The 12849-nt window shown below is 67.3% G+C and carries 14 protein-coding genes and 1 pseudogene; 14 read left to right on the forward strand and 1 reads right to left on the reverse strand.

The window, feature by feature from the left end; genetic code table 11:
• Positions 1-27 precede the first annotated feature (27 nt).
• The 9 genes from AC3DET_RS00640 to AC3DET_RS00680 all read left to right on the forward strand — a co-directional run bounded on the left by AC3DET_RS00640 (position 28) and on the right by AC3DET_RS00680 (position 6126).
• Entirely contained in the window at positions 28-288 is a 261-nt protein-coding gene (locus tag AC3DET_RS00640; protein ID WP_488390395.1) for a hypothetical protein, read from the forward strand.
• 3 nt (positions 289-291) lie between these two features.
• Complete coding sequence (locus tag AC3DET_RS00645; protein ID WP_192201066.1) at positions 292-654, forward strand: GntR family transcriptional regulator; 363 nt, start codon at positions 292-294, stop codon at positions 652-654.
• Positions 654-1529: an ABC transporter ATP-binding protein gene (locus AC3DET_RS00650; RefSeq protein WP_192201065.1), complete on the forward strand. Its 876-nt coding sequence runs from the start codon at positions 654-656 to the stop codon at positions 1527-1529. The genes AC3DET_RS00645 and AC3DET_RS00650 overlap by 1 nt, the downstream gene beginning before the upstream one ends.
• Positions 1526-2524 (forward strand): ABC transporter permease, encoded by a 999-nt coding sequence (locus tag AC3DET_RS00655; RefSeq protein ID WP_337729877.1) that lies wholly within the window; start codon positions 1526-1528, stop codon positions 2522-2524. Before AC3DET_RS00650 ends, AC3DET_RS00655 begins: the two co-directional genes overlap by 4 nt.
• A 63-nt stretch (positions 2525-2587) precedes the next feature.
• Complete coding sequence (locus AC3DET_RS00660; protein WP_488390396.1) at positions 2588-3256, forward strand: hypothetical protein; 669 nt, start codon at positions 2588-2590, stop codon at positions 3254-3256.
• Positions 3257-3349: 93 nt separating this feature from the next.
• The gene (locus tag AC3DET_RS00665; protein WP_488390397.1) at positions 3350-4027 is read left to right on the forward strand and encodes a hypothetical protein; all 678 of its coding nucleotides are present in this window, start codon (positions 3350-3352) and stop codon (positions 4025-4027) included.
• Positions 4028-4106: 79 nt separating this feature from the next.
• Entirely contained in the window at positions 4107-4943 is an 837-nt protein-coding gene (locus AC3DET_RS00670; RefSeq protein ID WP_488390398.1) for a hypothetical protein, read from the forward strand.
• Between the two features lie 15 nt (positions 4944-4958).
• Positions 4959-5633: a YggN family protein gene (locus AC3DET_RS00675; RefSeq protein WP_488390399.1), complete on the forward strand. Its 675-nt coding sequence runs from the start codon at positions 4959-4961 to the stop codon at positions 5631-5633.
• Positions 5634-5700: 67 nt separating this feature from the next.
• Positions 5701-6126: a hypothetical protein gene (locus AC3DET_RS00680; protein ID WP_488390400.1), complete on the forward strand. Its 426-nt coding sequence runs from the start codon at positions 5701-5703 to the stop codon at positions 6124-6126.
• Between the two features lie 15 nt (positions 6127-6141).
• On the opposite strand, the gene AC3DET_RS00685 is transcribed toward AC3DET_RS00680, so the two are convergent.
• Positions 6142-7578: a class II fumarate hydratase gene (locus AC3DET_RS00685; RefSeq protein WP_488390401.1), complete on the reverse strand. Its 1437-nt coding sequence runs from the start codon at positions 7576-7578 to the stop codon at positions 6142-6144.
• Between the two features lie 141 nt (positions 7579-7719).
• On the opposite strand from AC3DET_RS00685, the gene purB reads away from it, so the two are divergent.
• The 5 genes and pseudogenes from purB (at position 7720) to AC3DET_RS00710 (ending at position 12666) form a co-directional block, all read left to right on the forward strand.
• Positions 7720-9087, forward strand: coding sequence for an adenylosuccinate lyase (gene purB / locus AC3DET_RS00690; protein WP_488390402.1), 1368 nt, complete (start codon positions 7720-7722; stop codon positions 9085-9087).
• 26 nt (positions 9088-9113) lie between these two features.
• A complete protein-coding gene (locus AC3DET_RS00695; protein WP_446537174.1) occupies positions 9114-9512 on the forward strand; it encodes a VOC family protein in 399 nt (132 codons plus the stop codon).
• Positions 9509-10405 carry a subclass B3 metallo-beta-lactamase gene (bla, locus tag AC3DET_RS00700; protein WP_488390403.1) on the forward strand — a complete coding sequence of 299 codons (897 nt, stop codon included), beginning with the start codon at positions 9509-9511 and terminating at the stop codon, positions 10403-10405. The genes AC3DET_RS00695 and bla overlap by 4 nt, the downstream gene beginning before the upstream one ends.
• A gap of 102 nt (positions 10406-10507) precedes the next feature.
• Positions 10508-11755 (forward strand): annotated as a pseudogene (locus AC3DET_RS00705) (ribosomal protein uL16 3-hydroxylase); the annotation flags it as partial.
• Complete coding sequence (locus AC3DET_RS00710) at positions 11755-12666, forward strand: GNAT family N-acetyltransferase (protein WP_488390404.1); 912 nt, start codon at positions 11755-11757, stop codon at positions 12664-12666. The pseudogene AC3DET_RS00705 and the gene AC3DET_RS00710, both read left to right, overlap by 1 nt.
• The last annotated feature ends 183 nt before the right edge of the window (positions 12667-12849 follow it).

Here is a 12849-nt window from a genome sequence, read left to right on the forward strand (position 1 = left end):
CACTCACCCAACTCACGGGGGGATGCCATGAACCAGAAATTGACCCACGCCCTGCCCAGCATCGCCGTCGGCGGCCTGCTGCTGGCGGTGGGCGCGCTGGCGGCCGTTACCGGCGCACGCACGGCCGAGGTGGAGTCCGCCGCGCTGGTGGGCGCGCTGGAATCCGAAGCCCTCGAGATCGCAGGCGACGACGGCAAGCCCGAAGCCCGGCAGCACAAGCGCCGCGCGCGGGCATCGCTGGCCATGCCCTATTTCTCCTTTGGCCAATCACTGCGTCCGAGGAGCTGAGCCATGACATCCATCCAATGGAGCGACGGCGCTCCCATCTACCGCCAGCTGAAGGATCGCGTGATCGCGATGATGCTGGACGGCATCCTGAAGCCGGGTGACGCGCTGCCCTCCGTCCGCCAGGTGGCGGCGGAGTACCAGCTCAACCCGATCACCGTTTCGCGTGCCTACCAGGAGCTGGCGGATGAAGCCCTGGTGGAGAAGCGCCGCGGCCTGGGCATGTTCGTCACCGACGAGGCGGCCAAGAAGCTGCGCGGCACCGAGCGCGAGCGGTTCCTGACCGAGGAATGGCCCGCTGTCGCCGAGCGCATCGAGCGCCTGGGCCTGTCCATCGAAGATCTGCTGCAATCCAAGGGGAATAAGTGATGAATGCCGCAATCGCCAACGCCGTGGTGTCGGCCCACGGCCTGCGCAAGGCCTACAGGAACAAGCTTGCGCTGGACAACACGAGCTTCGAGATCGAAGCGGGCAAGATCATCGGTTTGATCGGTCCCAACGGGGCCGGCAAGACCACCGCGCTGAAGGCCATCCTGGGCCTGACGCCATTCGAAGGCCAGCTGAAGGTGCTGGGCATGGATCCGCGCAAGGACCGCGACGAGTTGATGAAGGATGTCTGCTTCATCGCCGATGTGGCGGTGCTGCCGCGCTGGATGAAGGTCAAGGAGGCCATCGACTTCGTGGGCGGCGTGCATCCGCGCTTCGACCGCGCCAAATGCGAGCGATTCCTCGCCAATACCCAGTTGAAGCCCAACCTGCGCGTGCGCGAAATGTCCAAGGGCATGATCGTGCAGCTGCACCTGGCGCTGGTGATGGCCATCGACGCGAAGCTGCTGGTGCTGGACGAACCCACGCTGGGCCTGGACATCCTGTACCGCAAGCAGTTCTACCAGCGCCTGCTGGAGGACTACTTCGACGAACAGAAGACGATCATCGTCACCACCCACCAGGTGGAAGAGATCGAGCACATCCTCACCGACGTCATGTTCATCCGCGACGGCAAGATCGTGCTCACGTCGCAAATGGAGGACATGGCCGAGCGCTACACCGAAGTGCTGGTCAGTGGCGAGGCGGTCGACCAGGCCCGCGCCCTGAAACCCATCGACGAACGCGCCCTGCCCTTCGGCAAGACCGTGCTGCTGTTCGACGGCGTGCCGAAAGGACATCTCGCCGCCCTCGGCGAAACCCGTACCCCTGGTCTGGCTGACCTGTTCGTCGCCATCATGAAAGGAACCTACGCATGAACGCCGTGACTTCGACGTTGGGCAAATCCTCCAAGCCGGGCGCGTTCACGTGGCTGCTGAAGCGCGAATTCTGGGAGAACCGTGGCGGCTTCTTCTGGGCACCCGTCATCACCGGCGGCATCTTCGTGGTGCTCAACCTGATCCTGGCCATCATTGGCAGCATCGCCGCACGTGGCCAGATGAACGGCGGTGGCTTCAGCGTTGAGGAGGCGCCGGAAAAGGCCCACCAGATCGTCGGCGGCATCGGCGACGGCATGCTGCTGGGCGGCGTGATCCTGGCCTGCGTGGTCCTCGCCTTCGTAGTGTTCTTCTATGCGCTGGGCACGCTGTACGACGACCGCCGCGACCGTAGCGTGCTGTTCTGGAAGTCCTTGCCCATCTCCGACACGCACATGGTGCTGTCCAAGCTGGCGTGGGCACTGCTGCTGGCGCCGTTGCTGGCGGTGGGCGTGGGCATCCTGATCGGCGTGGCGATGTGGCTGATCTCGGCGCTGACCATTTCGATCAACGGCTTGCCGGCCGGCGGCGCGGTGTTCACCCACTCGCATCCGCTGCGCATCATCGGCGGCGTGCTTGCCTCCCTGCCCGTCTACGTGTTCTGGGCGTTGCCGGCGGTGGGCTGGCTGATGTTCTGCTCGGCCTGGTCGCGCAGCAAGCCGTTCCTCTGGGCGGTGCTGGTGCCGGTGCTGGCGTGCGTCATCATCAGCATGACCGACATCCTGCCGGGCCTGGAGGTCCGCCACGATCTGATCTGGTACACGGTGGTCTACCGCGGGCTGGCGAGCGTGATCCCGGGCGCGTGGTTCCCCACCCTGCCGGGCGGAGCCACCAACCCGCATGCCGACTTCAACTCCCCGGACGAACTGGCCAATGCCATCGACCTGACCCGCAGCTGGCAGGCCTTCGCCACGGCCGATCTGTGGATCGGCGCGGTGATCGGCGTGGCCCTGATCATCGGTGCCATCTACCTGCGTCGCTGGCGCGAAAGCGAATAAGCCTCCCCGGGGCGGCGCTCCCCACCGCCGCCCGCTTTGATCCGACACGACAAGGGACATCCCATGCGCAAGAACGCTCTACTGGTCCGCAGCGCCTCCATCGCCGCCGTCCTGCTGCTGGCGGCCTGCCAGCCGGCACAGGACAAGCAGGACAACGCGCCCACCGGCATCGCCGCTGAAGCGATGGGCGAAGTGGCCAAGGGCCTGGGCGAGGCCAGCCAGGAAATGGAGAAGGCCCGCGAGGAAATCGCCACCGCGCGAGAACGCCTGGCGCGCGAGAACCTGTCGCTCAACCGCAACGAAAACGAATCCCTGCCCAAGGCCGAGATAACCCCGACCGGCGATCTGTTGATCGAAGGCAAGGCGGTCGTGACCACGCCGGAACAGAAGGCGCTGGTGCTGGCCTATCGCGGCGAACTGCTGGGCGTGGTCGGCGACGGCATGGCCATCGGCATGGAAGGCGCCCGCGTAGGCATCGATGCTGCGGCCTCGGCCTTGAAGGGTGTGCTGGCTGGCCAGTCCGGCGACGAGATCGGCCAGCAGGTCGGTGAACAGGCCAAGGCGAAGATCAAGCCCATGGTGGCGCAGCTGTGCACACGCCTGCCTGGACTGCTCAACGCGCAGCAGGCGCTGGCCGCCGCACTGCCCGAGTTCAAGCCTTACGCGGGCATGGACCAGTCCGACGTGGATGACTGCGGCGATGCCAACGGCGACGGCAACTGGAGCTTCTGAGTTTTCTGCCGTCGGCCGCATCATGCGCGGCACGCAAGCCCCGGGGGATTCGCGCAAGACGCGCACAGATCCCCCATACGAAGGAGATCCGACATGCATTCCACACGCATCCACCGCGCCCTGATGCCCCTGCTGCTGGCGAGTCTGCTGCCGCTCGCCGCGCAGGCCGCGAACACGAAGGAAGGCAGCATCGACCGCGAGATCAGTGCCGACCTGGCGAGCGCGCGCAACGAGGTGCGGGCAGAACTGGCCGTTGCCCGCCGTGAGCTGGAAACCGGCAACCTGCAGCTGGGCGAGAACATGCGCTTCGGGGCATCGTCCGGCAACCGCGCCGCCGACAAGGACACATCACTTCCGAAGGCGGAGATAACTCCCCTTGGTGACTTCCTGATCGAAGGCAGGCCGGTCGCCATCAACGGCCGCCAGCGGCAGGAACTGCTGCTTTATCGCGGCCAGATGATCGACATCGCCAAGGCCGGCATCGACATCGGCGAGCGCAGCGCGCAAGCGGCGTTGGATGTGGTGGACCGGGGCATCTTCAGCCTGGTGTTCGGCGCCATGACCGGCAGCCTGGAGCGCCGCGTGGAAAAGACCGTGAGGGAAACCATCGAACCAGGCGTTCGGCAGATCTGCCACAGCCTGCCTGCGTTGCTGGACAGCCAGGAACGCCTGTCCGCCAGCCTGCCGCCATTCCGTCCCTATGCCACGCTGGAAGCGGACGATGTCGAAGACTGCGAGAAGGAAGTCCGCCGCGAGTTTGCCAAGCGGTAACCCCCTTGAGTCCGCCGGGCGCGCCGCCCCTCGCCGCCGGCAGCTTCCGCATGACTGACCTGATTCCGGAGACCCGCCGATGCGTACCGCCCTTATCGCTTCCCCGCTGCTCGCCCTGCTCTCCCTGTCCGCACCCGCGCTGGCGTCGGACAGGTACTGCAAGCACGAAGCGCCACGCCAGCTGACGCTCGACATCGGCGACGCAAAGACCGTGGTGTTCGAGGTCGGCCCGCACGATCTGACGGTGGAATCGCGCGCCGGTGCGCCTGCCGCGATGGATGGCAGGGCCTGCAGCAGTCACGCCGACCGGCTCGCTCGCCTGAAGATCGAACAGCGGCGTGCCGGCGACAAGCTGATCGTGCGGATGTACCAGGAAGGCAGCTTCAGCGGTCTTTCGTTCGGCAGCAACTACGCCTACATGAACCTGACGGCGACCCTGCCCGACCACCTGCCCGTGCAGGTGAAGGTCGGCTCGGGCGAAGCCGAGGTCACGGGCGCGCCGGTGTTCAGCGCCGATGTCGGCTCCGGCCACGCCGTGGGCCGCGACATCCGCGGACTCGCCGCCACCTCGGTGGGCTCGGGCGATATCGATATCCAGGGTGCCGGCAGCCTGAAAGTGGTGTCGATCGGCTCGGGCGATGTGGAGGCGCACAAGGTGCGTGGCACGACCCATGTCGGCAGTATCGGATCGGGCGGCTTCAGCCTGGCGGGCAGCGGTGACGTCGAGATCGGCTCGATCGGCTCCGGCGGCGCGGATCTGCGCGACATCACCGGTGACGTGGTAGTCGGCTCGGTTGGCTCCGGTGGCGTGGAGGTCCGCAACGTCAGCGGTGGCCTGACCGTCCGCTCCGTCGGCAGTGGCGACATTGACCACGAAGGCGTCAAGGGCGCGCTCGACATTCCCAAGCATCACTGACTTTCAAGGAACGACATGAACCGCATCATTCCGATCGCGTCGGCACTCTCCCTCCTGTTGCTGGCCGCGTGTTCCCGGGGCCCGCAGTCCGGCGACAGCGCCGAAGTATCCGGTGCCTTGTGGGGCCAGAACCTCAAGCTCAACGCCACCGGTCACCCGAAGGCGGAGATCTCGGCCAAGGGCGACTTCATCATCGACGGCAAGACGGTCGAGGTGACCGATGCCCAGCGCACGCTGCTGGTGGCGTACCACCGTGAACTCGGCGGCATCGCCGATGCGGGCATCGCGACGGGCAAGGAAGGTGCCAAGCTGGCGGGCAAGGCCGTCGGTGCTGCAGTGAAAGGCATCTTCAGCGGCAATCCCGACCAGATCGAGCAGCAGATCGAGTCTGAAGCGAAGAAGGTGGAAGCCGAGGCCATGAAGATCTGCGAGCGCCTGCCCGGCCTGTACAAGGCGCAGCAGGATCTCGCCGCGTCACTGCCCGCGTTCCAGCCGTACGCGACGATGGACCTGGATGACGTCGAGGATTGTCGCAGCAGCCAGAGCAGCAGCTATGCCGCAGGTGAAGACGTCGGACGCGCGATCGGCGAAACCATCCACGGTGATGCGAAGGACGGCTCGAACGTGAACGCGGCGGCGGAAGCCGATGCGGCCGCAGCCGCTGAGCCGGCGGAATCCCCCTCCCGTTGACGCCTCCCGCGCCGCCCGGGCGGCGCGCCAGCGCCCTAGTGCGCATCCCGACCCTGCGGAAAACGACATGAAGACCCTATTGCCCATCGCCCTGGCTGTCGCCCTGAGTATCTCCACCGCGCATGCGGCGGATGCCGCCGATCCAGTGCGCGAACGCGCGTTCCAGGACCATATCGCCTACGTCGCGACGTTCGCGATGCCGGTGTTGATCGAGAAGTGTGTCGCGGCCGATGCCACCTACCTGCAGCGCGCCGCGCCGGCGTACTTTCGCTACGTCAACACCCACCAGGACCAGATTGAACGAGGACGGCTGCTGACACTGGCCGAATTCGAACCCGGCGACACGCTGGCCGGATACCGGGAGCGCACCCTGGCCCAACGACTGGGCCGGCTGGACACCGGCACGCCCGAGCAGAAGCAGCAGATGTGCGAAGGCGCGCTGGCGATGCTGTCGGGGACGAAGATCCCCGGCGAGTGGCCGCCGCGCGACTGACGCGCGGCGACACCCTCAACCGCCCCCGCCCCCCGGCTTGCCATGGATGCCACCCTTGGCCAGCACGGCCGGGTCCAGCAGCGGCCTGAGCGTCTTTTCCGGCAGCCCGGTGACTTCGCGCGCCACATCCAGCACCGGCCGGTTCTGCTTGTAGGCCTGCTTGGCGATGGCGGCGCCCTTCTCGTAGCCGATCACCGGGTTCAATGCCGTCACCAGGATCGGATTGCGGTCCAGCGCTTCCTGCACACGGTCGCCACGCACCTTGAGGCCGGCGATGCAGTCATCCGCCAGCAGCCGCGTCACGTTCGACAGCAGTTGGATGCCGTCCAGCAGGTTGTTCGCGATCAGCGGCAGGGTGACGTTCAACTGGAAGTTGCCGGTCTGGCCGGCCACCGTCACGGCGGTGTGGTAGCCCATCACCTGCGCGCACACCATCACCGTGGCCTCCGGGATCACCGGATTCACCTTGCCCGGCATGATGGAACTGCCCGGTTGCAGCGCCGGCAGCTCCACTTCGCCCAGGCCCGCCAACGGCCCTGAGTTCATCCAGCGCAGGTCGTTGGCGATCTTGGTCAGCGCGACGGCCAGCACGCTGAGCTGGCCGGACAGTTCGACCGCGTCGTCCTGCGCCGCCAACCCCTCGAACTTGTTCTGCGCACTTTCGAAGCGCGTACCGGTCAGCGTGGACAACACCTTTGCCACGCGTGTACCGAAGCGCGGATCGGCGTTGATGCCGGTCCCGATCGCCGTGCCGCCCAGCGGCAGCCGGCGCACGCGCGTGAGCGTGTCCTCGATGCGGGCCTGGGCCGAGGACAGCTGCGCCGACCACGCGGAGAACTCCTGGCCGAAGGTCAGCGGCATCGCATCCATCAGGTGCGTGCGGCCGGTCTTGACCACTTTCGCCAGCGCCTTGCCACGCGCATCGATGGTCTTGCGCAGGTGCCTGATGGCCGGCAGCAGGTCCTCCATCACCGCCAGTTGCGCCGCGACGCGCAAGGCGGTCGGGATGACGTCGTTGGAGCTCTGCCCCAGGTTGACGTGGTCGTTCGGATGCACCGCCGCCTTGCCCGCACGCGTCGCCAGCGTGGCGATCACCTCGTTGGCGTTCATGTTCGACGAGGTGCCCGATCCGGTCTGGTAGACATCGATCGGGAAATGCGCATCGTGCGCTCCGGAGGCAACCTCCTGCGCGGCCGCCTGCACGGCCTTGGCGATACCCTTGGGCAGCAGGCCGAGGGCGGCGTTGACGTCGGCGGCGGCCGCCTTCACCAGCCCGAGCGCACGGATGAACCCGCGCGGCATCGGCCGCCCGGAAATCGGGAAGTTCTGCACGGCCCGCTGGGTCTGCGCACCCCATAGCGCGTCCACGGGCACCTGCAGTTCGCCCATGCTGTCGTGCTCGATACGGGTGCGTGCGACGCGGGGCTTGCCTGCGGTCTTCTTCTGGGTCATCACCGTCTCCTGGAGGGATTCACGGCTTGCGCGACGGCAAGGAAGCCGGCGGCTGGCGGGGGCCACAGGATACGCCAGGCCGGATCGCCGCTTTCCCGGGGTAAAATGGAACGCTCCCTTTCAGCTCCCTCCCCCGCGCCCATGTCGGATTCGTCCCTGCTCGCCCTGTCCCCCCTCGATGGCCGCTACGCCGGCAAGGTCGATGCGCTGCGTCCGATCTTCTCGGAATACGGCCTGATCCGCGCCCGCGTGAAGGTGGAGGTCGAGTGGCTGCTGGCGCTGGCCGCCGAACCTGGCATCGTGGAGCTGCCCGCCTTTTCCCCGGCGGCGACGGCGAAGCTGCGCGCGCTGGCCGATGGCTTCAGCGTTGCCGACGCCGCACGCGTGAAGGAAATCGAGCGCACCACGAACCACGACGTCAAGGCGGTGGAGTACTTCATCAAGGAACAGCTGAAGGACGATGCCGGACTGGCGCCGGCGCTGGAATTCGTCCACTTCGCCTGCACGAGCGAGGACATCAACAACCTGTCCTACGGCCTGATGCTGGAACAGGCGCGCCGCGAAGTGCTGCTCCCCGCACTGGACGGCGTCGCCGCGACGCTGCGCACGCTGGCCCACGCGCAGGCCGCACAACCGATGCTGTCCCGCACGCACGGCCAGACGGCATCGCCGACCACGCTGGGCAAGGAGATCGCCAATGTGGTGGCGCGCCTGGAGCGCCAGCGCGCGCAGATCGCCGCAGTCGAGCTGACCGGCAAGATCAATGGCGCGGTGGGCAACTACAACGCCCACGTGGCCAGTTACCCCGACGTGGACTGGCCCGCCTTCGCCCAGCGCCTCGTCGAAGGCCTGGGCCTGGTGTTCAACCCCTACACGACCCAGATCGAGCCGCATGACAACGTGGCCGAAATCGGCGACGCCGCGCGCCGCGCCAATACCATCCTGATCGACCTGGCCCGCGACATCTGGGGCTACATCTCGCTGGGCTACTTCAAGCAGCGCCTGAAGGAAGGCGAAGTCGGTTCGTCGACGATGCCGCACAAGGTCAATCCGATCGACTTCGAGAATGCGGAAGGCAACTTCGGCATCGCCAACGCGCTGTTCGAGCATTTCAGCGCCAAGCTGCCGATCAGCCGCTGGCAGCGCGACCTGACCGACTCCACCGTGTTGCGCGCATTGGGTACGGCCTTCGGCCACACGCAGGTGGCGCTGGATTCGCTGGCCAAGGGCCTGGGCAAGCTGGAAGTGAACCCGCAGCGCCTGGACGCCGACCTCGACGCCGCCTGGGAAGTGCTGGCCGAAGCCGTGCAGACGGTGATGCGTCGCCACGGCCTGCCGAACCCGTACGAACAGCTCAAGGCGCTGACCCGCGGCCAGGGCATCACGGCCGATTCGATGCGTGCGTTCATCGAAACGCTGGACCTGCCTGAAGATGCCAAGCAGCGCCTGCGCAAGATGACACCCGGCAGCTACACCGGCCTGGCGGAACGACTGGCGCGCGGCATCTGACCGGGGCCGAGCCGGACGGGACGACGATGCACCTGCTGATCAACATCGACGTACCCGATCTGGCCGCAGCGGAAGCGCTCTACACGCACGCATTCGGCCTGGCCGCCGCGCGCCGTTTCGGCGATGGTGGCGTGGAACTGCTGGGTGCGCAGGCGCCCATCTACCTGCTGCAGAACGCCGCGGGTTCCGGCGCGACGACGGACACGCAGCGCGACTACACCCGCCACTGGACGCCCGTGCACCTGGACGTGGTGGTGGAATCCCTTGAACCTGCCCTCGACCGCGCCCTGCAGGCGGGTCTGGTACAGGAAACCTCCATCCGCGAGACGAACTGGGGCCGCATCGTCCGCCTGGCCGATCCCTGGGGCCATGGCTGGTGCCTGCTGCAGTTCGTCAATCGCGGCTACGACGAGATTGCCACATGATGCTTCGCGCCACGCTGCTCTGCGGTTTGCTTGCCCTCGCCCTTCCGACCGCCGCGCTCGCCTCCGACACGCCTGCCGCCAAGGCCTGCACCGATGACGCCGGCTGGAACGACCCTGCCACGCCGCTGCGGGTCTACGGCAACACCTGGTACGTCGGCACCTGCGGCATCAGCGCACTGCTGGTGACCTCCGACGAAGGCCACATCCTGGTCGACGCCGCCACGCCGCAGGCCGGCGCGCAGATCCTTGCCAACATCCGTACGCTCGGCTTCAAGCCGGAGGATGTGCGCGCCATCGTGTTCTCGCATGAGCACTACGACCATGCCGGCAGCCTGGCGGAGTTGCAGCGTGCCACCGGCGCGCCCGTGTATGCGCGCGCACCCGCCGTGGACACGTTGAAACGCGGCATGCCGGACCGCCGCGACCCGCAGCTGGAGGTGGCGGAACCCATCACTCCGGTCGGGCATGTCATCACGCTCGCCGATGACGGCGTGGTGCGCGTCGGCCCGCTGGCCCTGCAAGCGGTCGCGTCGCCCGGGCATACACCCGGCGGCACCAGTTGGACCTGGCGCTCCTGTGAAGGCGACGCCTGCCACAAGATGGTCTACGCCGACAGCCTGACCGCGATCTCCGACGATGTGTATCGCTATAGCGACGACGCCGCGCATCCAGGCTACGTCGCGGCCTTCCGCGACACGCTGGCACGCATCGCCGCGCTCGATTGCGGCATTCTCGTCACGCCCCACCCGTCCGCGAGCCGCCTGTGGACGCGGATCGGCCCCCGTGCGGACAGTCCGCTCGTGGACGCCGCCGCCTGCCGTGCGTATGCGCAGTCCGCCACCGTGCGCCTGGACAAACGGCTCGCCGATGAAGCCGCCACGCCATCGCCCTGACGAGCGCGTCGCCTTGATCGGCATCAATGCCCGGCGCCTCGCCCTTCGCGACGCTGGCCACCCTCTCCCATGCCCGGTTTGCCGCCGCGCGAATCCGAACCCATGAACAAGAAAAAGTCCTCGCGGTCCTCCTCCCTTCCCTTCGAGATCGATGCGACCCGCGATTTCCCGCTCGGCATGCCTGCCGAACGCTTCCTGCGCGACTACTGGCACAAGCGGCCACTGCTGATCCGCAATGCGTTCCCGGATTTCGAGACCCCGGTGCAGCCTGAAGACCTCGCCGGGCTGGCCTGCGAGGAAGGCGTCCTGGCCCGGCTGATCAGCCTGGACCGCGACACCGGCACGTGGAATGTACGCACCGGCCCCTTCCAGGAAGAGGATTTCCCCGGCCTGCCGCACCACGACTGGACCCTGCTGGTGCAGGACGTGGACAAGTGGGATCCCGACGTACGCGCGCTGCTGGAGAAGTTCCGCTTCCTCCCGCGCTGGCGCGTGGACGACATCATGATCAGCTTCGCCGCCACCGGCGGTTCGGTCGGCGCACACGTGGACCACTACGACGTGTTCCTGCTGCAGGCACAGGGCGAACGACGCTGGATGATCGATGCGAGCGTGGCGATGGGAAATGCCGCCCCCAACCTGGCATTCCAGGACGATGTGGCGATCAAGCTGCTCCGCGACTTCAATGCCACGCACGAGTGGGTGTTGTCGCCAGGCGACATGCTCTACCTGCCGCCGCTGGTGCCTCACCACGGCGTGGCGGAAAACGCCTGCCTGACGTTCTCGGTAGGCATGCGCGCGCCCTCGTCGGCGGAACTGATCGGCGACTACCTGGACACGCTCATCGCCGATGCCGACGAGGCCGTGCGTTATCACGACGAAGACCTGACGGCTCCGCAGGACCCCAACGAAATCGACGCCCGTGCGATGGAGCGCGTGGTCGAGGCGCTGAATGCCCTGCGCATGAACGACCCCGACCTCGTGGGGGACTGGTTCGGCCGCTTCATCACCACGTATCGGGCGTCCGGCGATGTCATGCCCGCGCCGGAGACGCCGTCCCGCATCGAAATGGAATGGGACCTGCAACAGGGAGCACGCCTGTTGCGTCATCCTTTCTCGCGTTTCGCATGGCGCCGCCGCCGCCAGGGCGCCAGCCTGTTCTGCAATGGCCTGGACTATGCCCTGCCGGTGAAGGACGCCCAGCAGTTGGCGGCGCTGGAAGGACTGGATAGCACCACGTACGGCGCGCTCAGCGATGCCGGCCGCGACGCGGTGATGGCGCTCGCCGCGCAGGGCCACTATCAGCTGGCGTTCGACGACGACGATCCCGACCCGCAGGACGAAGACGCATGAAGGCCGCGCAGGACTATCACGTCGAAGCCGTCGACTACGCCACCACTTCCTCGCCGCTGCACGAGGTGCGGGATGCCGTATTCGTGCAGGAACAGCAGGTCCCCCGCGATCTGGAACGCGATGCGCTGGACCCGCTCAGCCATCACGTGCTCGCCCGCGACGGCGCCGGTCATGCCATGGGCACTGCGCGCCTGACGCCCGACCACCGGATCGGTCGCATGGCGGTGCTCCCGGCCTGGCGTGGCCGGGGGGTCGGCACGGCCATGCTGGGCGCACTGCTGGAGGAAGCGCGCCGTCGCCACTGGCCCGACGTGTCACTGCACGCACAGGTCGATGCCGAAGGCTTCTATGCCCGCCTGGGTTTCCTGCCCGAAGGCGAGCGCTTCTTCGAAGCCGGCATCGAGCACCAGGGCATGCGCCGCACATTGTCCGGACCCGCCACCATCGCCCATCGCGCCGAAGCGGTCGCCATCACCACGGCCATCGTGGCCCAGGCCCGGCGGACGCTGGTGATCTGCAGTCGCGCGCTGGACCCGGGCCTGTGGGATGCTCCCTCCGTAGTGGATGCAGTCCGCCATTTCGCCACCCGCCAGACAGGCGCACAGATCCAGGTGCTGCTGCAGGATGCCGGCACGCCCCAGCGCATGCTGGCTCCCCTGATCGGGCTCGGGCAGCGCCTGCCCAGCGTGTTCGCCTTCCGCGAAGTGCAGGACCCGGTCGACCTGTCTTATACGGCCGCCTTCGTCGCCAACGATGATCACGGCTACTACCACCGGCCGCTGGGCCATCGCTTCGACGGCGAAGCCGGCCTGACGCATGCCGGCCGTGCCCGCCAGCTGAGCGACGAGTTCACCCGGATGTGGGAGCGTGCGCGTCCCGTGACGGAATACCGTGCGCTGGGCATCTGATCAGGCACCGCCGTCGCCACGCCCGGCCGCATCGCCTGCCCGCAACCTGCGCCTTTAGTCCAATCCGGTTACGCCCCCCTCCCGGCATGGGGGTATAATTTCCGGGTTTTCGTCCATGCGCGTGAGACACAGCGCGATATGGGCCGCAAGCGCCCCCTCGACTACCCACAGCACGCCATCGCC

This window comes from Pseudoxanthomonas sp. 97-1-1 (assembly GCF_057773125.1).